The sequence below is a fragment of the Neptuniibacter sp. CAU 1671 genome (assembly GCF_029222905.1).
Lineage (GTDB): Bacteria > Pseudomonadota > Gammaproteobacteria > Pseudomonadales > Balneatricaceae > Neptuniibacter.
Window position 1 is genome coordinate 1 of the sequence record NZ_JARHUE010000010.1, and the last position, 21,869, is coordinate 21,869.

Sequence of the window (21,869 nt, forward strand, 5' to 3'; positions counted from 1 at the left end):
CTCAGACGTGAAACGCAACATCGCCGATGGTAGTGTGGGGCTTCCCCATGTGAGAGTAGGTCATCGCCAAGCACCTAATAAAATAAGCCCTCTGCACGCTGTGCAGGGGGCTTTTTTATTGCCGGTGAGACAGCGCAAGAACATGGGGAGTCCCAAGTATTCCGATAATGAGCAGGCAGAGGTAAACGTCGGACTTGCGATGACGGTCCCAAGCACAACGTGCTGAGTGGGTAAGGACTTGCCAGGTCGTAAGTCATCACCATTGCAGTCGGATAGGGTGTATTTGGGAATAAAAAAAGGGCTGATTAACCAGCCCTTTTGATGCAATGTCAAAATTTACAAAGTGCCAACAAGGCCAGTAACAGTAGTCAGGGTTTCATCAACCAGGCCAGTTGCCGTGCCAACAACACCGTCTACCAGAGAAAGGTCCACCGGCAGATCGCCCAGCGGGCTGCTTACAAGTCCATCACCCGCAAGATCGACGCCATCCAGTACAGAAAGATCCAAAGGCAGGTCAGTTGTCAAACCGTCAACCAGGCCAGTAGCCGTATTGAGGACACCTTCTACCACGTCTGTGGCAGTGTCCACTACACCGCCAACCAGTGACAAATCAACAGGCATATCACTGGTCAGACCGCCTACCAGACCAGTAGCAGTACCAACAACCCCGTCTACCAGAGACAGGTCAACAGGCAGATCGCTGGTCAGTCCGCCGACCAAACCAGTAGCGGTGCCCACAACGCCATCTACCAGAGACAGGTCAACAGGCAGATCGCTGGTCAGTCCGCCGACCAGGCCAGTAGCAGTACCAACAACGCCGTCTACCAGAGACAGATCAACAGGCAGATCGCTGGTTAAACCGCCAACCAGACCAGTGGCGGTGCCGATAACGCCGTCTACAGCACCCAGTTCCAGTGGCAGATCGGAAGTCAGGCTATCAACCAATGACAGATCAACAGGTAAGTCAGTCAGTGTTGCATTTGCTGATCCTGCAGCAATCAGCGTTGTGAGGGCTAGCATTTTCAAGTAAGGCTTTTTCATTTTGCTTATCAACCTTTATGTTTTGTAAGAGGTTTTAGTTGAGTGACATGTGTCAGCTCAAGGCTCTATGACCAGTGTTCTCCATCTATCACTGGCTAGTCATATGCTTTAAATTAAAATAAAATTTTATTAAAAAGCATATCTAGTTTTTGCGTAAATGGCATTTGTTTAAATGCTACTTTAGTCTTGTTCTTTGTATAAAAACTAAAATATTTCAATATGTTAGCTATTTCTGCTGTGCAGGCTCAGTGATTTCCTTGGGCTGATAGAGGATTTTTTAAGCAAAAAAAAGTGGCTCTATTGAGCCACTTAAAAGGGAAGTGTGTCTTTTTTGTCTTACAGACCGCCAAGCAGGCCTGTAGATGTGTCCAGTGTACTCCCAACCAATCCAGTAGCAGTACCGAGCACCCCATCAACCAGGCCAGTGGCGGTGCCAACAACGCCGTCTACCAATGCGAGGTCTACAGGAAGTGCATCCAGTGGCAAGTCATCGGTAAGACCTTCAGTCAGGCCGGTCACAGGTGCGAGGGTTTCACTTGCGTCAGGGATGATGGTCAAAGAGCCATCGCCTAGCATACCGTCATCACTCAGCAGGCTACCCACGGTGCCCAAAGTGTCGTCTAGCAACAGGCCAGCATTGTCGGTCAGTGCGCCAACCAGGCCTGTAGCTGTATCAGCAATACCGCCAACCAGTGGCAGGTCGCCAACCAAACCGGTTACAGCGCCTGTTGGATCGCCAACAACACCAGACACGGTACCCAGAGGATCACCGACCACGCCGGTTACATCACCCAGCAGATCGCCAACAACTGGCAAGCCGCCAACCAGACCGGTAGCTGTTTCAACAACACCGCCAACCAGTGGCAGGTCGCCAACCAGGTCGGTTACGGTGCCTGTTGGATCGCCAACTACGCCAGTTACGGTACCCAGCGGATCACCAACCACGCCGGTTACATCACCCAGCAGATCGCCAACAACCGGCAGACCGCCTACCAGGCCAGCTGCGGTATCAACAACACCGCCCACCAGTGGCAGTTCGCCAACCAAGCCGGTTACGGTGCCTGTTGGATCGCCGACTACACCCGTTACGGTGCCCAGCGGATCACCAACCACGCCAGTTACATCGCCCAGCAGATCGCCAACAACCGGCAGACCGCCTACCAGGCCAGTTGCGGTATCAACAACACCGCCCACCAGTGGCAGTTCGCCGACCAGACCGGTTACAGCACCTGTTGGGTCGCCAACGACGCCAGTCACGGTGCCCAGCGGATCACCAACCACGCCGGTTACATCGCCCAGCAGGTCGCCAACAACTGGCAGGCCGCTAACGAGACCTGTTGCAGTATCAACAACACCGCCAGCCAATCCTGTAGCGGTGCCAACGACACCTGTTACAGTACCCAGGGCGTCACCCGGCAATGGTAAACCGCCAGTCAGGTCGGTTACGGTTGCCAGCGTTTCGGTTACCACCTCACCAGCAGCTGGCAGAGTAGGTGTTTCTACAACAACGGAACCTGTTGCAGTTACATCTACACTTGCTGCAACCAGTGGGCCTGTAGCGCCAGCGGAAGCGTCCAGTGCCACGTCGAGGATTGCTTCGTCAGCGTTTGCAGCCGTCGCTGCTGCCATCAGGGCTGCCAGAGCAAGAGGTTTGAAGTTAGGGTTAAATTTCATAATGAGGAGATCCTTGTCTGCGTATCCTGTTATTTTGTTTTTTAGACTTTTCTTCAGTCCTTGATGTGAGCTGATTGCTCACTCTCTTTTGCAGTACCGTGAGGCTTCTTGTAAAAGCAAGCGGCAAGCTAAGAACAGTTATACATAAATTTAAGTAAAATTTTAATAAAGCTTTCGGTCATTTTTAATTAATTCAGGCTTTTTTAAATACTACTTTGGTACTGCTGTTTTGTTGTTTTGGGCTTATTTAAATGCGTTTGTTGCGTTTATGGCTCGGTTTTGTCGGAATAAAATTTTATGTTGCAAATTACGCTGTTTTTGGTTCGCTTATAAACTTTCGTGGTTTCTATCGAATGTTTCTTACTGCAGCGATTCAGGCCTTGGTTTATAGTGCTTCTCCAACACCGGCCGTGTCTGGATGTGACAGTGTTATGGATCCACGAATTTGGCCAGAAGGATATTTTTTGCGGTATGAGGGCGTGTTATGTATTCAGATGAAGATATTCGACGTTTAGCCTGGCAGAGTCGCCGGGGTATGCTGGAGTTGGATGTTCTATTTGTTCCCTTTGTGAATGAGGCGTTTCGTGATCTGAATAAAGATGATCAGGATGCCTTCGTGCAGTTGCTGGCGTGTGAAGATCAGGATTTATTCGTCTGGCTCATGGAGCGTGAAGAGCCTTCTGATCCGGATTTAAAGCGCATTGTACGGATCATTCTTGACCGTGTTCAGCCTTGATCTCCTGATCCTAAACTCATCAAGACAGTTTGCAATTTGGGTGGTCATTACGCATTCGTGTGCGCTGTATGCGTTAAGCTTGATAGATCTATCGATTGTTCTGCGAACTGTCTTCTGCATCCTGTTGATCTTTTGGGCCTACCCGTTATGGAAACGGGATGTCCTTCTGTCCGCGCAAACATCAGTGCGCGGGCTGCAGTGGTTACCGGACTCCAAAAGCCTTAAGTTGAGGTGTCTCAATGGGAAGGTACTGGTTGTCAGTCGCCTGAAGGCGAAAATGGTGTTGTCTTTTCTTGTAATTCTAAATGTGACAATCACTGGACAACGTTGGCCCAGAGTGCTGTTTATCTTTAGAGATAGTTGCTCAACTGATGGTTTTCGGCGCCTCAAGGCTCTTGCAAACCACGCCACAATTGAGGCACCTGTTGTCTAGCGCCCTCGCCAGGAGAAATTATCCGGCATCAGTATTGTGTCCAGCGCTTCGGGATTTTCGTCGGGGTAGTCGAGGGTATAGTGTAAACCGCGGCTTTCCTGTCTTTGCATGGCTGAGCGAATAATCAATTCTGCTACAACCGCCAGGTTACGCAGTTCTAGCAGGTCGTTGCTGATTTTGTAGTTACTGTAGTATTCGGCAATCTCCTGCTGGAGCAGTTCAATACGGTGCTTGGCCCGCTGTAAGCGTTTTGTTGTGCGTACAATGCCCACATAGTCCCACATGAATCGTCGGATCTCATCCCAGTTATGCGCGATCACAACATCTTCATCTGAATCGGTGACCTGAGACTCATCCCAGTCAGGTATCAGGGCAGAATCAAGTGGATTTGCAAGGGACTGCAATAGGTCATCGGAAGCTGACCGGGCATATACCAGGCACTCTAACAGTGAGTTGCTGGCAAGACGGTTAGCGCCGTGAAGGCCGGTAAAAGAGGTTTCTCCAATGGCATACAGACCGTCAATGTCGGTTTTGCCGTGCAGGTCTGTCACTACGCCGCCGCAAGTGTAATGTGCGGCCGGTACAACAGGTATCGGTTCTTTGGCGATATTAATACCAAGCTCTAGACACCGTTGATAGATAGTCGGGAAATGCTCCTTGATGAATGGCTCTGAACGGTGCGAGATATCCAGATAAACACAATCGCAGCCGAGTCGTTTCATTTCGTGGTCTATGGCTCGGGCAACGATGTCGCGGGGGGCGAGCTCGGCTCTGGCATCAAAGAGATGCATGAATTGAGATCCATCAGGCAGTAACAGTTTACCGCCTTCACCCCTGACGGCCTCAGAAATCAGGAAAGATTTGGCCTGAGGATGATAGAGACAGGTGGGGTGGAACTGATTGAATTCCATGTTGCCGACACGGCAGCCCGCACGCCAGGCCATGGCAATGCCGTCACCGGTGGCACCATCAGAGTTACTGGTATAAAGGTACGCTTTGGATGCGCCGCCGGTCGCGAGAATCACATTGCGCGCCTGAAATACCTCTACATGCCCAGTGGATTCGTTAAGCACATAGGCGCCAATACAGCGGTTGTGAGGTAGTCGCAACTTGCGTCTTGTAATCAGGTCGACTGCGATATGAAACTCAAACAGATCGATGTTGGGAGACGCCTTGGCTTTTTCGATCAACGTTTCCTGCAGTGCGCGTCCCGTTGCGTCAGCTGAATGGATGATACGTCGATGTGAGTGTCCACCTTCCTGCGTAAGATGATAGTCGTCTGCACTTTGCTGGGTGAATGAAACACCCTGCTGAATCAGCCATTCGATATTGGCTTTGCCGTTATTGACAGTAAATTCCACGGCATCCTTATGGCTCAGGTGGCCACCGGCGATCATGGTGTCCTGAATGTGAGCCTGAGTGGTATCGGTTGTGTCCAACACGGCAGCAATACCGCCCTGTGCGAGCCAGGTGGAGCCACTTGTCAGCTCTCGTTTGCTGAGCACTGCAACCCGGGCGTTGGGCGCCAGGTGCAATGCCATGCTGAGGCCAGCAGCACCGCTGCCAATAATAAGCGCATCATAGTAGTGGTGGGTGGCCATAGAACTGCTATTTCCTGAGGCTGTATCGCGAGGTATCTATTGTAAGTTTTTTTTTATACAGAGTGGAACTTCAAACATGTCTCATGTTCTTAACAGTGTCCTGATGCTCAGTAGGGTTGATCATTGGTTTATCTAACAGCGATACTGCAGCCGTGGGTTAATGTCATACCGGCGCTGTCCCACTCTGAGAAGTCGGTATTAAGGAATTTTGAGTGTCAAACGAAAATCAGGCAGTGATCGACCAACAATTGGTTGACCGGGTTAAAGCCGGTGACAAGCGTGCCTTTGATTTGCTGGTAAAGAAATACCAGCACAAGATAGTGGGATTGATTGGTCGGTATATATACGACTCCCACGAAGCTATGGATGTGGCGCAGGAAACGTTTATTAAGGCATACCGTGCAATTCCGCGGTTTCGAGGTGACAGTGCGTTTTACACCTGGCTGTATCGTATAGCCATTAATACAGCTAAAAACCACCTGGTTGCCAGAGGGCGAAAACCCGCTGATGTAGATGTGGACGATGCCCAGTATTTTGAGGGTGACAGTGATCTTAAAGACATTGAAACCCCAGAAAATCGTCTGTATCGGGATGAATTAGAGCAGGTGATCAAACGAACACTTGATCGTCTGCCTGAAGATTTACGTGTTGCATTGACGCTCAGAGAATTTGAAGGCCTGAGTTACGAGGACATCGCCAGTATCATGGACTGTCCAGTAGGTACTGTCAGGTCGCGTATATTTCGTGCACGTGAGTCGATTGATAAAGAAATCCGGCCATTACTGGCCAGTTGATAAAATAGAATTCAGAGGTAATGCGTATGTCTGAACAGTCCGGCGAATCTCTCTCCGCCTTAATGGATGGTGAGCTGGGTGAGTTTGAAATGCGGCGTCTTTTGCAACGCATGGAGGATGAACCAGAGCTGGGTTTAACTTGGCAGCGCTATCATGTTGCGCGTTCTGGTTTGCTGGCCGAGAAGGTCTCATCACCTTCTATGGACATCAGCGGGGCTGTGCTGAAACTGCTTGAGAGTGAACCTGCTCATCAAATCAAAGGGGATCACTCTGTCGATAATTCTGATGCATCCGGGTCTTTCTGGAAGCCGTTTGCCAGTATGGCTGTTGCTGCTTCCGTAACAGCAGCAGTGATCTTTGGTGCCCAAACTTACCAAACAGATACGGTGCCTCAAACAGCTCCCCTGGCTGATTCAAGACCGACTTTTACTCTACCGTCTGCCCCTGTTGCCGATGGTATTGTCAGAGCTCAATATGGCGAGGGTCGCACGCTGTCTGAGCAAATTCAGGAACCCGATATTATTCGTCTGCCGCAGGGCATGGATCGTTACATTGAACAGCATCAGCAGATGCTGGCACCCAAAGAGCCTCAGTGGAGCGCAGGTTGGTTGCCTGAAGGTTATGTTCCCATGCGCCGTAATGTAATTCCGCATGCTGAACTATTGGTTTACAGCAATGGCCGCAACGCCTTCACAGTGTGTATTGAAGATATTGATCATCAATCAGCACCTCCGGGTGTCAGCCAGACAGATAATGTTGTGGCTGTCGGTAAGCGTGTAGGTGATCATTTTGTCACCGTGGTCGGTGATGTTCCGCTGATGATTGCTGAGCGTATTGCGACATCGGTTCATCCCGTAGAGTAAATTTATGATCGAAGAACGAGGCCGTGTAGTCGGGGTCGATTCTACGGGGATCTGGGTTGAAACCAGCAAGACGAGCGCTTGTGCTGCTTGTGCAGCGAAAAGCGGCTGTGGTCAAAAACTGCTGGTTCAGGCTTCCGGTCAAAAGGCTTTTATTTTCAATGTTCTGAATCCGTCGCAACTCATCGTGCAGGTCGATGATGCGGTAATGGTAGGTGTTGAGGAGGGGTCTTTATTGAAGGCAACTCTTGTTACATATCTGATCCCCTTGCTGACATTAATGCTCTTTGCTGTTGTGGCTCATCAGTTGAGCTGGCCGGAAGGGTGGGTTGTCACAATATCACTCGTAGGTCTGGTGATCGGTTTTGGGCTCGTAAGGGCGATCAGTCAGCTACTGTTTCGTTCCAGCAAGTTCCAGCCGGTTCTGACCAAGATTCTTGTGCAATAACTATTTGAACAGGTGAATTGCTTTATGAAGCGCGTGTTTTCCCTTGTCTGTGCTTTCCTTGTTTTAACAGTTTTGCCCGTAGGGGCGGCAGAATTACCCGATTTTAAAACGCTGGTTAAAGAAGCGTCACCGGCTGTGGTTAATATCAGCACTGTGCAAAAGGAAAACGAGGATCAGGCTGCCCAGATATTTCGAGGCCCGAACGGCGAAGAGCTTCCCGATATTTTTAAACATTTCTTCAAATTTCCGGATGGGGTACAGCCGCCTCGCCATAAAACGCCACAGTCTCTGGGGTCAGGCTTTATTATCTCATCGGATGGTTATCTGCTGACCAATCATCATGTGGTAGCAGATGCTGAGAAGGTGACTGTTCGCCTGTCAGACCGGCGGGAACTCGAAGCCCAGGTGGTGGGGAGTGATGAACGGTCAGATATTGCGGTGCTTAAAATCGATGCGGTGGATCTGCCTGTAGTGAAGCTGGGTAAATCTTCTGAGCTTGAAGTCGGCGAGTGGGTTCTCGCGATTGGTTCCCCCTTTGGTTTTGATCATAGTGTCACCGCGGGCATAGTCAGTGCCAAACAGCGTGCGCTGGCGAATGAAACATACGTGCCCTTCATTCAAACCGACGTGGCAATTAATCCGGGCAATTCTGGCGGTCCCCTGTTTAATCTGGCAGGTGAAGTGGTAGGTATTAATTCGCAAATCTACACGCGCTCAGGTGGTTTCATGGGGTTGTCATTCGCGATTCCCATTGATGTTGCTATGGAAGTGGCTAACCAGATTAAAGATAAAGGTTTTGTTACGCGAGGATGGCTGGGTGTGATCATCCAGGAAGTGAACCGTGATCTGGCTGAGTCCTTCGGTCTTGAGAAGCCTTCCGGTGCGCTGGTTGCTAAGGTATTGCCCGATAGTCCGGCCCAGAAAGCGGGCCTTGAAGAGGGTGATATTATTTTGAGTTTTGACGGACGTGAAGTGGTCCACTCAGCGGATCTGCCGCACTATGTGGGTCGTGTAAAGCCTGGTTATACGGCATCTTTGAACATTGTTCGTGGTGGTAAAAAACAGGCCATCCAGGTTGAAATTGGCGCCTTGCCCGATCAGCAGCAATTAGCTAAAGCGTCGGTCCCTGATGTGACGGGCGGCAGTAATCGTCTGAAAATTGATGTGGCAGAACTGGATGACGAACGTCGTTCCAAATGGCAGGTTGCTTCTGGAGTAGTGGTACGTCAGGTAATGCCCGGACCTGCTGCTCAGGCAGGGCTGATGGTGGGTGATGTGATCACCATGCTGAATGGAGAATCTGTCAGCTCTGTGACTGAGTTCGAGAAAGTCGTTTCCGGCTTGCCCGATGACCGCGCTGTACCGCTGCGAATTGTTCGCCGGGGAAGCCCAATGTTTATTCCTTTAAAACTGGATGATTAACGGATATTTATTTTGTAAGTAAGGGGGCCTTTGCCCCCTTTTCTGTGAGCTGCTAATAGCCGGTTTACGGTATTTACGGTAAACTTGCCGCCTTTATTTCCGCTCTAGGTATTGGAAACGCAACACGTGAGTAACCTCGATCATATTCGTAACTTTTCAATTATTGCCCACATTGACCACGGTAAGTCCACGCTGGCGGATCGCTTTATTCAGATGTGTGGTGGTCTGAGTGATCGGGAAATGGCTGCGCAGGTGCTTGACTCCATGGAGCTGGAGCGTGAGCGTGGCATTACCATTAAAGCTCAGAGTGTAACGCTTAACTACACCTCTAAAGATGGGAATACCTATCAGCTGAATTTCATCGATACCCCGGGACATGTCGATTTCTCTTACGAGGTCTCCCGCTCACTGGCAGCCTGTGAAGGTGCGTTGCTGGTAGTGGATGCGGCTCAGGGTGTTGAAGCGCAATCGGTCGCCAACTGCTACACCGCAATTGAGCAGGGGCTGGAAGTGGTCCCGATCCTGAACAAGATGGATCTGCCGCAAGCTGATCCGGATCGCGTCAGAATCGAAATTGAAGAGGTAATCGGGATCGATGCGACTGAAGCAGTGCCTTGCTCCGCTAAAAGCGGTATGGGTGTTGAAGATGTCATGGAGCAGTTAATTCGCAAGATTCCTGCACCCGAAGGTGATGTATCTGCCCCGCTGCAGGCGCTTATTATTGATTCCTGGTTTGACCCCTATCTGGGCGTAGTCTCATTAGTACGGGTCAAACATGGGACCTTGCGCAAAAAAGATAAGATTCTGGTGAAATCCACTGGAATCAGCCATCAGGTCGAATCACTTGGTATCTTTTCGCCAAAAAGAACAGAACGTACCGAACTTAAAGCCGGTGAAGTGGGTTTTGTCGTGGCGGGCGTTAAGGATATTCATGGTGCGCCGGTGGGGGATACCCTGACGCATCAGAAAACACCTGACGTTGATAGCTTGCCTGGTTTTCAGCGGGTGCAACCGCAAGTCTATTCCGGTCTGTTCCCAACCAGTGCGGATGATTATCAGGATTTTCGAGAAGCACTGGATAAGCTAACCCTGAATGATGCATCACTTTATTTCGAGCCTGAAACGTCTGATGCGCTGGGCTTTGGTTTCCGTTGCGGTTTCCTCGGGATGCTGCATATGGAGATCATTCAGGAGCGACTGGAACGTGAATATAATCTGGATCTGATCACCACGGCACCCACCGTTGTCTACGAGCTGGAACTGAATAATGGTGATGTTGTTCACATCGACAGCCCATCCAAATTGCCCGACCCGGCTAGCATCAAGGAGATGCGAGAACCGATCGTCCAAGCAAATATTCTGGTGCCGCAGGACTACCTTGGCCAGGTTATCGGTCTGTGTGTTGAAAAACGTGGTGTGCAGAAACAGATGCACTATGTCGGTAAGCAGGTTCAGGTAACCTACGAACTGCCGATGGCTGAAGTGGTGCTGGACTTTTTTGACCGCCTGAAATCGGTCAGTCGTGGATATGCCTCGCTGGAGTACAACTTCATCCGTTTTGAGCCCGCCAAATTGGTGCGGATGGATATTTTGATCAACGGTGATAAGGTGGATGCTTTGGCGGTCATTTTACATCGTGATAATGCCCAGTATCGGGGCCGCCAGTTATGTGAAAAGATGAAAGAGGTGATTCCTCGTCAGATGTTCGATGTGGCCATTCAGGCAGCACTTGGCGGTAAAATTATTGCCCGTACCACTGTAAAAGCGCTGCGTAAAAACGTATTGGCAAAGTGTTATGGCGGTGATGTCAGCCGTAAGAAAAAACTGCTGCAGAAACAGAAAGAGGGTAAGAAACGCATGAAGCAGGTGGGCAGTGTGGAAATCCCGCAGGATGCTTTCTTGGCCATACTCAAAGTGGATAGCTGATAGGGATAGGTATTCTGAATGGATTTTGATTTCGCGCTGATTCTTGTTGTACTGACCTTTCTGTCTGGCTTGATCTGGCTCTATGACCGGGTCCTGCTGGCACCAAAACGCAGCGCGCGGGTAAAGGCCGCACAGATACAGGCGGGTGGGGAACTGCCAACGCAGGCTCTGGCTGAATTGAATCGGGAGTCAGGCTGGATTGATACGGGTCGATCAGTGTTTCCGGTATTGCTGCTGGTATTGCTGCTCCGTTCTTTTTTAGTAGAGCCGTTTCAGATCCCCTCTGGCTCAATGTTGCCGACCCTGAAAGTGGGTGATTTTATTCTGGTTAACAAGTTTCACTATGGTTTGCGTTTGCCGGTCCTCAACACCAAATTTGTATCCGTACATGTACCTGAGCGTGGCGATGTTGTCGTATTCAAGTATCCAAAACAACCTGCGATAAATTACATTAAGCGTGTCGTGGGTCTGCCGGGCGATACTGTGCGGTATCAGGATAAAACTCTGTATATTAACGGTGTAGAACAGGACAAAACGTTGCTGGCACAATTACCGCCGAGCCGACCGCAGCGCATGGTATTTGAAGAAGTACTGGATGGGGTGGACCATCAGATATTTAATGATCTGCCGCGTCCTGCACTTAATAACGAATGGGTTGTTCCTGCCGGTCACTATTTCATGATGGGTGATAACAGGGATAACAGTAACGACAGCCGTTACTGGGGGTTTGTGCCTGATGAGTTACTGGTGGGCAAAGCATTCGCAGTCTGGATGCACTGGCCGACCTTCTTCAGCATTCCTCAGTTTAGTGATTCACGTTTGATTCAATGAAGGACTCTGAGATGAACGTTAAGAACCCTGGAATGCAATCTGGTGCCTCTATTCTGCTGATCATCCTGATGATTGGTTTGGGTGCGGGTATTTTCAGTGTGGCCATGAAGCTTTATCCATCCTATACCGATCATCGTGTCATCATGGGTATTCTGAATGAGGTGCTGCAGAACAAGGATCAGATTGTGCAGAGTAACCGGCAGATTCGTGGTTTAGTCAATCGTAGATTGACTATCAATTCGATCTATAAATTCAGGGGCGAAGAGAAAGAAGACTGGCTGACCATTACCCGTGATCAGGGCTTTATCATTTTTAAAGTAAAGTATCAGGACCAGATCCCCATCTACTACAACGTGGATGCCCTGGTTAAATTTGACGAAACCGTACAAGCTAAACTGCCTTGATCAAACCTGTTGCCGGACTGATCCGTCGGATCGGTTATACCTTTAAAGACGAGTCGCTGTGTGAACTCGCGCTCAGCCACCGTAGTTGTGGTAAGCAAAATAATGAGCGTTTAGAGTTTCTGGGTGATTCCATTCTTAATTTTGTCATCGCTGAAGCGTTGTTTCATCATTTTCCGTCAGCTCGCGAAGGTGAGCTGAGTCGTCTGCGCGCTAAACTGGTTAAAGGCGTGACCCTGTCAGAGGTCGGTCGTGAGCTGGAATTGGGTGATTATCTTCGTCTTGGCAGTGGTGAATTAAAAAGCGGTGGTTACCGTCGGGACTCAATTCTGGCGGATGCCGTAGAGGCGCTGATTGGCGCGATCTATCTTGACAGTGATTTGGATACCGCCCGGCAGTTTATTCTGGCGCAGTTAGGTAGTCGTCTGGAAAAGCTCGATCTCAAGGTTACACTGAAGGATCCAAAAACGCGGTTGCAGGAGTTTTTGCAGTCTCGCAGGTTGGATCTGCCTGAATATGACCTAGAGAAGGTCCATGGTGATCCGCATGACCAGACTTTTTATATTGCATGCCGTGTATCAGGGCTTGATACACCCGCCCGGGGTGAGGGCAGTAGCCGACGTAAAGCCGAGCAGGAAGCGGCACGTATGGCATTGATTGCTTTAGAGGTAGAGAAAGCCTGATGTCCGATGATTTAATGCACCTGTTAGAACCGCAAAACCCAGATCAGCGCTGTGGTTTTGTTGCCATTGTTGGCCGTCCCAACGTCGGCAAGTCGACCCTGATGAATCACATTCTGGGGCAAAAACTGAGTATTACTTCACGTAAACCGCAAACCACACGTCATCAGATCATGGGCATTAAAACTGAAGGTGATCTGCAGATTATCTATGTGGATACCCCTGGTTTGCATAAAGATGATGGTAAAAAAGCACTGAACCGCTACATGAATAAAGCAGCCTCCGATGCGCTGCGTGATGTGGATTTGATCGTTTTTCTGGTGGATCGCACCGCATGGACCGAAGAAGATCAGCTGGTCCTGGATAAGGTTAAACACGCCCACTGCCCTGTCATTCTGGCGGTAAATAAAGTCGATCAGCTTAAAGATAAAGCCGCGCTCTTACCTATTATGGAAAGCCATGCCAAGCGGATGTCTTTTGCCGAGATGGTACCGCTGTCTGCCAAGCAGGGTCATAATATTGATCAGTTGGAAGCCTTGATCAAGGCGCATATTCCGCAGGGTTTCCACCATTTTCCGGATGATCAGCTGACCGATAAAAGTTCACGTTTTTTGGCTGCTGAGATGGTGCGCGAAAAGCTTATGCGTAATCTCGGTGATGAAGTGCCTTACGGCACCACTGTCGAAATTGAAGAATACAAGTACGCTGAAAATGGTGTTTTGCATATCAGTGCTTTGATTCTGGTTGAGCGAGATGGTCAAAAGCGGATCGTGATTGGTGACAAAGGCACTCGTATCAAAACCATTGGTCGTGATGCGCGACTGGACATGGAGCGCATGTTCGAGTCTAAAGTGATGCTTAATCTGTGGGTCAAAGTCCGTCGTGGCTGGGCTGATGATGAGCGTGCACTGCGCAGTCTGGGATACAGCGATAACTGATGGCGGAGCGATTTGAGCAGCATGCCGCATATGTGCTGCACAGTCGCCCTTACCGAGATACCAGCCTGCTGGTCGATTTCTTTACCCTTGAACAGGGACGTGTGTCGGCGGTCGTGCAGGGGGCACGCCGTCCGGGTTCCCGCCTGCGTAGTATCTTACAACCCTTTGTCCCGATTCAGATCCGCTGGCGTGGTCGTCAGGAACTGAAAACCCTGCAGCAGGCTGAAGCCGTGGGCACCATGATGCTGTTGCAAGGCAATGCCTTGCTCTGTGCACTCTATGTGAATGAACTGCTGCAGCGATTACTGCAGCCGTTTGATGCCCATCCCAGGCTCTATGTCTATTATCAGTATGTGTTGAACGAGCTACTTTCGGGATCGGATGTGGAAGGGGGCTTGCGCACCTTTGAGCATCGGTTACTGCATGAATTAGGGTGTCTGCCAGCTTTGGATACTCTTGATGCAGCGCAGCTGTATCAGTTTCATCCTGAGCAGGGTTTTTTGTTGGCGACCCATCCAGCCGAACAGGATAAACCGGCCTGCTTTTGGGGGCAGCACCTACAATCGATAGCGGTAGATGATTATGCGGAGCCGGACGTTAAGCGTGCAGCAAAACGTCTAATGCGTTTGGCGATCGATCACCAATTGGGTGGAACCCCACTGCGTAGCCGCAGTCTGTTTAAAAAAATGTAAGGAGCCCAGTTTGTTAGAGCCAAATCGTTTACTGTTAGGCGTCAACATAGATCATATCGCCACACTGCGTCAGGCCAGAGGGACCCGTTATCCTGATCCTGTTCAGGCGGCTGCAATGGCTGAAGACGCCGGGGCTGATGGTATTACCGTGCATCTGCGTGAAGATCGACGCCATATTCAGGATCGGGATATCTATCTGCTCAAAGAGACCCTGCAGACCCGAATGAATTTTGAAATGGCGGTGACCGAAGAGATGCTGCAGATTGCGCTGGATGTTAAACCGGCACATTGTTGTCTGGTGCCGGAAAAACGGGAAGAGCTGACCACAGAGGGTGGTCTGGATATTGTCGGACAGGAAGCTCGGATCAGGGACGCCTGTGAGCGTCTGGCGTCAGCAGGTATTGAGGTATCGTTGTTTATTGACCCGGATGAGGCCCAGATTGATGCCTCGGTTCGCTGCGGTGCACCGGTGATTGAATTGCATACGGGTGCCTATGCAGAGGCGGAAGATCCCGCTATTCGTTTAGCTGAGTTGAAACGTATTCAGCAGGCGGCTAAGCATGCCTGGGATGCTGGTCTGGTTGTGAATGCCGGCCATGGTCTGCATTATCATAACGTTGAACCGATTGCGGAAATCCCCCAGATGAATGAACTGAATATTGGGCATGCGATTGTGGCACGTGCGGTGCTGTGTGGCCTGCAGCCTGCGGTCCGCGAAATGAAACAGTTGCTTGAACAAACGCAGCAGCGTGTTCAGTCAGCACGAGATGCACTGATACGATGATTCTGGGGGTGGGCACAGATATACTGGCTATTGAGCGGATTGGCCTTGCGATAACCCGCACGCCCAAGCTGCCCGCCCGTATTTTGACGACCACTGAGCTGGCTGGATTTGAGCTGACGGCAGACCCAGCTCGTTATCTGGCCAAGCGTTTTGCCGCTAAAGAAGCCGTCGTCAAAGCGCTTGGCAGTGGCATTGGGCACGGTGTGAGCTGGCGGCATATTCAAATCGAAAAAGATGGTCTGGGTCGACCGCTGGTACAGTTAGAAGCGGGCGCCAAAGTCTGGGCCGATCAAAAAGGCATTGGCCAGATTCATCTGAGTTACTCCGATGAAAAGGACTATATTCTGGCCTTTGCGGTTGCTGAAAGCAGATCAGAGGAGCATCAATGACCCAGGTTGCAGTGGTGAGTGGTGGTTCAGCCGGGATTGGTGAGGCCGTGGTAATGCGGTTACGCCAGAATGGCTGGCGTGTGTTTAATCTCGACCTGAAACCGCCTGTAGATGCTGTCGATTATATTGCCTGCAATATGGCCAGTGCAGAACAGGTTAATGCCTCGGTTGCAGACGTTATGGCCCGGTGTGGTCAGATTGATGCGGTGATTGCCAATGCCGGTGTGCATCTGTCCGCCACCTTGGAAGAAACCAGTCCGGAGATGCTGGATCGGCTGATTGATGTGAATATAAAAGGTGCCTATCACCTGTTGCATGCCACCTTACCGTTACTGCGACAGCAACAGAGTGGCAGTGTCGTTCTGGTGTCCTCTGACCAGGCGCTGGTGGGTAAGCAGAACTCTTTTGCTTACAACATGAGCAAGGCAGCGCTGGCCTCCATGGCAAAAACCACCGCTCTGGATTACGCCCGTTACGGTATTCGGGCTAACGCCGTCTGTCCGGGCACCATTGAAACACCACTCTATCATCAGGCGATTCAGCGATACTGCGATAAAAGTGGTGCAGATCCCAAACAGGTTCATGCAGAAGAAGCTGCTCTCCAGCCCTTGGGCCGACTCGGTCAGCCGGAGGAGGTTGCCGCATTGGTGGCTTTTCTGGTCAGTGATGACGCGCGTTTTATTACCGGCAGTTTGCAGGTGATCGATGGCGGCTACACCGCACAGTGAGGCACCGATGCGTATTATAGACTCGCATCTGCATCTGTTTAATCTGAGCCAGGGCGATTATCACTGGCTTAATATTGATCAACCCCCTTATTGGCACGGTAAAAGCGCTCTGGTCCGTGATTATGGTGAATCAGATCTACAACTGCCCCCGGGTTTGCAGCTGGCGGGGTTTGTCCATATTGAGGCTGGCTTTGATAATCGCCAGCCATGGCGTGAAATTGCCTGGCTTGAGCAGCATTGCCAATTGCCGTTTCGTAGTGTCGGTTATGCCGATCTGACTTCAGATAATTTCGTCCATACTGTTGAGCAACAGCTTGATTACACCAGTCTGGTGGGTATTCGTAATATCGTCGCCAATGACGCGCTGAACATGCTCAAAAACCCGCGAACGGCAGGCTATTTGGATTTTCTGGTTGAGCACAACCTGATACTGGAGCTGCAACTTGATCTGCAGTATTCAGAGGCCTTAACGACACTGTTGTGGCTTGCTGATCGATGGTCAACACTAACCATTGTCCTGAATCATGCCGGTTTGGCGACTGCTGTGTGTCCAAAATGGTGTGCGGCTATTCAGGCACTCGCAGAGCGCCCCAATTGCATCGTTAAATGTTCAGGCTGGGAGATGCAGCAGCCGGACTGGTCAATGCAGGCGATTTCTCCGGTAATTGCTTTTCTGCTGGAAACACTGCCGGTTTCGCGTCTGATGCTGGCCAGCAATTTCCCGGTGAGTGAGCTGTCGTGCTCCTATGCTGAGCTTTGGCAACGTTATGCTGAGCAACTGGGCGGGCTGTTACCTGCCGAGCTGTTTTTTGACACCGCCTGGCAGGTGTATGGTTTTGATGAGCTTTAGGCTTATTTGATTTCCATATGAGGTGAACGTTTCACCACCTCATCATTCAACTCAATGCCCAAACCCGGCTCATCCGGGCAGCGGAACTGACCATTGACCGGTTGTGGGTCCTGCAAACACAGCTCGCGGTTCCAGTCCTTGATCGCATAGGTATGGTGTTCATGGATCAGGAAGTTCGGAATGGCCGTTTCCAGATGCAGGGCAGCCATGGTCGCCACCGGTCCTCCACAAACATGCGCTTGAATACGCACATCATAGATATCGGCATAGTCACATACTTTTTTGGTTTCAGTGAGGCCGCCGCATAAGCCAACATCCGGTTGCAGCACATCGAGGCTCTGGTCTTCCAGATAAGGCCGCACGCCCCAGCGGTTATACAGTCGCTCACCGCCAGCAATCGGTACATTCACCTTATCGGCCACGCGTTTATGCAGCGCAGAGTTAAGGTAGTTAACCGGTTCTTCAAAATACATGCAGCGGAACTCTTCCACGATTTCGCCAAGCTGAATTGCGGTTGAAGCACCTGGCAGGCTGTGACACTCAAAAATGATATCGACATCTTCACCCACCACATCACGGATGGCTGCCATACGGTCGCGGAACAGGCGCATCTCTTCCCGGCCAAACAATTTGGTACGGTCAAAGTGGGTTACGCCATGTTTGTCATACATGATGGGATCCACCTTCACGGCGTCGTAGCCTTCGGCCATCGCTTTTTCGGCGGCCCGGGCAAACTCTGCCGGATGGTTGAGTCGGTTTACCTCGGCATCCCAGTCAAACTGTAGCTGACTGGCATAGGTACGCAGGTCGCCATTAACGCGGCCGCCGAGCAGTTCATAGACCGGCAGGCCCAATGCTTTACCTTTGATATCCCACAGCGCGGTATCAATGGCGCTCATTGCTGAATAAATAACCGGTCCGCCGCCTAAGCCCCAAAAACTCTCGCGCAGCATCCGGCTCCAGAGCAGTTCCGTCTGAAAGGGGTTAAATCCTATTAGCATCTCTTCAGCAAACTCTTTAATCATATGTGCGGCAGCGCTGTGGCCAAGGTCGTAGGCCAGACCGGCTTCTCCAACGCCGGAGATGCCTTCATCGGTATGAATCCGGACAAAAACAGGGTTCCACACCGGACGTTTAGGGCAATGGATATCAAATATTTCTACGCGGGTAACTTTCATGGAATCGCCTTGTGATCGGAAATTTATAGACAGAAGCCGGGATCAAGTCGGTAGGCTTTGCGTAACATGGCGGGCCATGCTTTCTGGCCGCCCGTAGAGCCGGAGTGCACCACTTTGGCCTGATTGAAAATGCCCTGCAGGATTTCAGGTGCCACTGACATGGCGGGTTGGCCGGTGGCCTGAATCAGCAGCTGTACCTCACAGGCCCGCTGCAGGTCGTACATGCGCATAAACGCATCGCCGACGGTGGGTCCGACTGTCAGGGCGCCGTGGTTGGGTAACAGCAGGTGATTCTTATCGCCAAGATCCTCCTGTAAGCGTCTTTTCTCTGCGGGGTTTACGGCCAGCCCTTCATAGCCATGATGAGCCATGGAGGAGAGCGAAAAGGTGGAGTACTGACTCAGAGGCAGCAGCCCTTCTACCAGTGTCGCGACCGCAATGGTGGCATTGGTATGCAGGTGAACAACGCAGTGAGCATCATGGCGTACTTCATGTACTGCACTGTGAATGGTGAAACCAGCCGGATTAATCTCAAAGGGCGTGTCATCCAGAATGTTTCCCTGAAGGTCGGTTTTCACCAGATTAGACGCGGTCACTTCGTCAAAGCCCAGGCCAAAAGCATTGACCAGGTAATGATCGGTGCCGGGAATACGGGCTGAGATATGGGTATAAATCAAATCTCCCCAGCCAAAGTGTTCAACCAGTCGGTAACAGGCAGCCAGATTCACTCGAATCTGCCACTCCTCTTCACTGACTTTGCCCTGAAGGTTTAGGGTCGGCAGCTCAAACATCGCTTCACTCCGCACATAACAGGCCACAAATAATGATCAAGATGGCCGTATTGAAAACTCAGCGAATTGTAGCAGAGAGGGAAGGGCGGCAGCTATGAGCGACTGGCAGTGGCGGTAAGCCAATCCGCACAATCTTCTCTCATATCCAGATATTCCTCATCGGTTAGGCCGAGGAATTTGAGGGCAGCATCCAGTTCGTGCAACTGGGTGGTACGGTCAGTCATGCGCCAGTACCGGCGGTAGCTATCGCTGATATCCCGGGCCAGGGTCAGGCAGCTGAGCCCGAAGCGCATGGTCTCGCGTTCATCCACAGGTTGTGCCAACACATCCTGAAAGTGGGGTTGTGCTGCGACTGCACGCGATAAATCGTCGGAAAAGCCCCAGTCATGGAGCATTTTGGCGCCCAGGCGAAAGTGACTTGTGCCATAGGCTTTTAGCTGAGCCTGTTCTATTTCGGCAATCGGCAACCTGTTCAGCTGCTGCAGCATCTGTTTAAAGTTTTCATCTTCGGCCAGAATCAACGGGATACCACAGTCGTGCAGCATGCCAAGTGTATAGGCATCTTCAGAGTTCAGGGCGCTGAAATTACGGGCAATAAAACAACAGAGTTGGGCAATTTCTGCCGCACTGTCCCAGAAACGTTCAAGGCTGCAACGGGTGGATAAACTGTTTTTCAGTGCGCTTAAGCGTACAATGTTGTACAAACGGCCCACTCCCAGCAGGGATACGGCATGTTCAATACTGGTGATACGCTGAACCAGTGAAAATGCTGCTGAGTTAATGGTGCTTAGAACGGCTGAATAGAGCGCAGCATCCTGCTTGATGAGTTTGCAGATCGCCGGAATATCGGGGTCTTCTGTTTTAAGTAACTGATTGATGGTAACTAACACCTCCGGTCTGGGCGGAATGGCAAAACGAAAGGCATTCAGTTGGCTGGGCATGGGGGCGTCCTTGGACCGGAAACTGCAATCGGTGATCTTATATCTAACCTTAACCAATTTTAATCGGCACAGGAATCCAGATGATTAATATTGCGGCATTTACCCTGAAATTTGATCCAATAGAAGATCGAATTCTGCTGGTGGGTAATCTCAAGAGTGCCGATCCGCGAATTGATTTCTGGATGACACGCCGACTGGTGGTCCGGTTAATCACCGCGATGCCTGAAATGCTCAGTAAAATGCAGGAAAGCTCAGAACAGGCCGCGCAGCCTCATAAAGCGGAGCTGGCTCAGTTCTATCACGAGTCAGCGCAGCAGAATGTTCAGGTTGAACGGGAAGATCAAAGCCTGACAACAGAGCAAGCGGACGTACTCCATCGTTTGGATGTGAGTCACCGTAACGGGCGTTTTCAGTTAAAGTTCTATGGTCAGGATCAAGAACCAGTCGCCACAGGAGTGCTGACCCTTGATGAACTGCATCAGTTCTTGCATCTGTTGCATAAAGGTGCCCAAACCCTTGACTGGGGTGTACCTAAAAACCTGTTTGATACTCAGATTAAAGCGCCCACGCTTCAGTAATGCATCATGAACCCAGTCGCTCCTGTTAAGCCTTTTATCGCCAGAGGTTCACGTATAGAACGTTGTCCCCGATGTTTATTGGGGCAGCGGGCCTGTATCTGTGAATACAAGATTGCGGGTCAGGCTGAAGCCTGTTTTGTGCTGTTGATGCATCACAATGAGCGTTTCAAACCGACAAACACCGGCAGGCTGATTGCGGATTGTTTCAGTGATACCAAAATTTTTGAATGGTCCAGAACTGAACCTGCCCCGGAGTTTCTGCAGCTGTTACAGGATGTACGTTATCAACCTTATCTGGTGTTTCCGGAAGGGGATGATTATCAGCATCGTATGGTGACGTATGACGGGTCTCAGAAGCGTCCGTTGTTCATTCTGTTAGATGGTACCTGGCGTCAGGCCAGACGCATGTTCCGCCATAGCAGTTATCTGCAGGGTTTGCCGGTGATTACCTTGCCAGAGCTGCCCTCGTCCAGCCGTTATCATCTGCGGAAGGCGGTTGAGCCGGGGCAGTTGTGTACCGCTGAAGTCGCCGCTGAATTGCTGGCAATGATTGGTGATGGCGTCGGAGCAGAGGTGTTGATGGCCTATTTTGAGGTGTTTAATGAACACTATCGTGCTGCACGTCTGAGTCGGCCGCTTAATGAAGAGATGCCAGCCAAAGGGTTTTTGAAACAATTGCTGGAGCTGGCATCAGACGTTGAGCATAAAGGTCACGGGACCATCATTGATCAGGCTGACCTGCATGTCAGCCCCGAAGCGGCCGCTGGCGACGCGCGGGTGCAGTGAGCACGCCTGTTGCAGAAAATGGTTATAAAGCGCTTCACCCAAAGCGGGACTGGCGGCAACCGAGAAGCCCGGTCTTAACCCCTTCTGCGTGTCGGCGACCAGGGTAAACTGAGAAACTACCAGTAATCCTCCCTCAGCCTGCTGCAGATTCAGATTCATTTTGCCCTCAGCGTCCGGGAAAATGCGGTAGTTCAGCACCCGTTGCAGCAGCTTGTCGGCGGTTTGTTGAGAGTCTGTTTTTTCAACCCCGAGCAGCAGCAGAATGCCATGATCAATCTGGCCAATGATCTCGCCGTTTACCGCAACTGACGCCTGTGTTACCCGTTGGATTAACCCTTTCATAATCAATATCTGATATCAGCAGTAA

General features: G+C 50.8%; 24 protein-coding genes. 17 read left to right on the forward strand and 7 right to left on the reverse strand.

Annotated elements, in window-relative coordinates; translation table 11 throughout:
• Positions 1-336 precede the first annotated feature (336 nt).
• Together P2G53_RS13375 and P2G53_RS13380 are read right to left on the reverse strand one after the other, a co-directional pair.
• On the reverse strand, positions 337-1,041 hold the full coding sequence (locus P2G53_RS13375) for a hypothetical protein (protein ID WP_275818073.1): 705 nt from the start codon (positions 1,039-1,041) through the stop codon (positions 337-339).
• A gap of 336 nt (positions 1,042-1,377) precedes the next feature.
• Positions 1,378-2,715 carry a hypothetical protein gene (locus tag P2G53_RS13380; RefSeq protein ID WP_275818074.1) on the reverse strand — a complete coding sequence of 446 codons (1,338 nt, stop codon included), beginning with the start codon at positions 2,713-2,715 and terminating at the stop codon, positions 1,378-1,380.
• A gap of 484 nt (positions 2,716-3,199) precedes the next feature.
• Between P2G53_RS13380 and P2G53_RS13385 the strand changes: the two genes are divergently transcribed.
• Entirely contained in the window at positions 3,200-3,451 is a 252-nt protein-coding gene (locus tag P2G53_RS13385; protein WP_275818076.1) for a succinate dehydrogenase assembly factor 2, read from the forward strand.
• Positions 3,452-3,880: 429 nt separating this feature from the next.
• Here P2G53_RS13385 and nadB read toward each other — a convergent pair whose 3' ends face one another.
• Complete coding sequence (gene nadB / locus P2G53_RS13390) at positions 3,881-5,485, reverse strand: L-aspartate oxidase (RefSeq protein ID WP_275818078.1); 1,605 nt, start codon at positions 5,483-5,485, stop codon at positions 3,881-3,883.
• Between the two features lie 212 nt (positions 5,486-5,697).
• Here nadB and rpoE point away from each other — a divergent pair, with 212 nt between their 5' ends.
• From rpoE to P2G53_RS13460, 14 genes are all read left to right on the forward strand, one after another.
• On the forward strand, positions 5,698-6,279 hold the full coding sequence (gene rpoE / locus P2G53_RS13395; protein ID WP_275818080.1) for an RNA polymerase sigma factor RpoE: 582 nt from the start codon (positions 5,698-5,700) through the stop codon (positions 6,277-6,279).
• Between the two features lie 26 nt (positions 6,280-6,305).
• Positions 6,306-7,142, forward strand: coding sequence for a MucB/RseB C-terminal domain-containing protein (locus P2G53_RS13400; protein WP_275818082.1), 837 nt, complete (start codon positions 6,306-6,308; stop codon positions 7,140-7,142).
• Between the two features lie 4 nt (positions 7,143-7,146).
• The gene (locus P2G53_RS13405; protein ID WP_275818084.1) at positions 7,147-7,587 is read left to right on the forward strand and encodes a SoxR reducing system RseC family protein; all 441 of its coding nucleotides are present in this window, start codon (positions 7,147-7,149) and stop codon (positions 7,585-7,587) included.
• Between the two features lie 24 nt (positions 7,588-7,611).
• Entirely contained in the window at positions 7,612-9,009 is a 1,398-nt protein-coding gene (locus P2G53_RS13410; RefSeq protein ID WP_275818086.1) for a DegQ family serine endoprotease, read from the forward strand.
• A 126-nt stretch (positions 9,010-9,135) separates the two neighbouring features.
• Entirely contained in the window at positions 9,136-10,935 is a 1,800-nt protein-coding gene (lepA, locus tag P2G53_RS13415) for a translation elongation factor 4 (RefSeq protein WP_275818088.1), read from the forward strand.
• Between the two features lie 18 nt (positions 10,936-10,953).
• Entirely contained in the window at positions 10,954-11,766 is an 813-nt protein-coding gene (lepB, locus tag P2G53_RS13420) for a signal peptidase I (protein WP_275818090.1), read from the forward strand.
• An 11-nt stretch (positions 11,767-11,777) separates the two neighbouring features.
• A complete protein-coding gene (locus P2G53_RS13425) occupies positions 11,778-12,170 on the forward strand; it encodes a DUF4845 domain-containing protein (protein WP_275818092.1) in 393 nt (130 codons plus the stop codon).
• On the forward strand, positions 12,167-12,850 hold the full coding sequence (gene rnc, locus P2G53_RS13430) for a ribonuclease III (protein ID WP_275818094.1): 684 nt from the start codon (positions 12,167-12,169) through the stop codon (positions 12,848-12,850). The genes P2G53_RS13425 and rnc overlap by 4 nt, the downstream gene beginning before the upstream one ends.
• Complete coding sequence (gene era, locus P2G53_RS13435) at positions 12,850-13,785, forward strand: GTPase Era (protein ID WP_275818096.1); 936 nt, start codon at positions 12,850-12,852, stop codon at positions 13,783-13,785. Before rnc ends, era begins: the two co-directional genes overlap by 1 nt.
• A complete protein-coding gene (gene recO / locus P2G53_RS13440; protein WP_275818098.1) occupies positions 13,785-14,477 on the forward strand; it encodes a DNA repair protein RecO in 693 nt (230 codons plus the stop codon). Before era ends, recO begins: the two co-directional genes overlap by 1 nt.
• 10 nt (positions 14,478-14,487) lie before the next feature.
• Positions 14,488-15,261, forward strand: coding sequence for a pyridoxine 5'-phosphate synthase (gene pdxJ / locus P2G53_RS13445; protein WP_275818100.1), 774 nt, complete (start codon positions 14,488-14,490; stop codon positions 15,259-15,261).
• 8 nt (positions 15,262-15,269) lie between these two features.
• Positions 15,270-15,650 (forward strand): holo-ACP synthase, encoded by a 381-nt coding sequence (gene acpS / locus P2G53_RS13450; protein ID WP_345799210.1) that lies wholly within the window; start codon positions 15,270-15,272, stop codon positions 15,648-15,650.
• Positions 15,647-16,378, forward strand: a complete 732-nt coding sequence (locus tag P2G53_RS13455; protein WP_275818104.1) for an SDR family oxidoreductase — start codon at positions 15,647-15,649, stop codon at positions 16,376-16,378. Before acpS ends, P2G53_RS13455 begins: the two co-directional genes overlap by 4 nt.
• Before the next feature lie 7 nt (positions 16,379-16,385).
• Entirely contained in the window at positions 16,386-17,228 is an 843-nt protein-coding gene (locus P2G53_RS13460) for an amidohydrolase family protein (RefSeq protein ID WP_275818106.1), read from the forward strand.
• A 2-nt stretch (positions 17,229-17,230) separates the two neighbouring features.
• Here P2G53_RS13460 and P2G53_RS13465 read toward each other — a convergent pair whose 3' ends face one another.
• The 3 genes from P2G53_RS13465 to P2G53_RS13475 all read right to left on the reverse strand — a co-directional run bounded on the left by P2G53_RS13465 (position 17,231) and on the right by P2G53_RS13475 (position 20,138).
• Positions 17,231-18,406, reverse strand: coding sequence for a mandelate racemase/muconate lactonizing enzyme family protein (locus P2G53_RS13465; protein WP_275818108.1), 1,176 nt, complete (start codon positions 18,404-18,406; stop codon positions 17,231-17,233).
• 23 nt (positions 18,407-18,429) lie between these two features.
• Positions 18,430-19,197: a class II aldolase/adducin family protein gene (locus tag P2G53_RS13470; protein WP_275818110.1), complete on the reverse strand. Its 768-nt coding sequence runs from the start codon at positions 19,195-19,197 to the stop codon at positions 18,430-18,432.
• A 92-nt stretch (positions 19,198-19,289) separates the two neighbouring features.
• Positions 19,290-20,138 (reverse strand): HDOD domain-containing protein, encoded by an 849-nt coding sequence (locus tag P2G53_RS13475; RefSeq protein WP_275818112.1) that lies wholly within the window; start codon positions 20,136-20,138, stop codon positions 19,290-19,292.
• An 80-nt stretch (positions 20,139-20,218) separates the two neighbouring features.
• Here P2G53_RS13475 and P2G53_RS13480 point away from each other — a divergent pair, with 80 nt between their 5' ends.
• On the forward strand, positions 20,219-20,716 hold the full coding sequence (locus tag P2G53_RS13480) for a hypothetical protein (RefSeq protein WP_275818113.1): 498 nt from the start codon (positions 20,219-20,221) through the stop codon (positions 20,714-20,716).
• A 6-nt stretch (positions 20,717-20,722) separates the two neighbouring features.
• A complete protein-coding gene (locus tag P2G53_RS13485; protein WP_275818115.1) occupies positions 20,723-21,502 on the forward strand; it encodes a DTW domain-containing protein in 780 nt (259 codons plus the stop codon).
• On the opposite strand, the gene dtd is transcribed toward P2G53_RS13485, so the two are convergent.
• Complete coding sequence (dtd, locus tag P2G53_RS13490) at positions 21,407-21,844, reverse strand: D-aminoacyl-tRNA deacylase (protein ID WP_275818117.1); 438 nt, start codon at positions 21,842-21,844, stop codon at positions 21,407-21,409. The two genes, P2G53_RS13485 and dtd, sit on opposite strands and share 96 nt — an antisense overlap.
• Between the last annotated feature and the right edge of the window lie 25 nt (positions 21,845-21,869).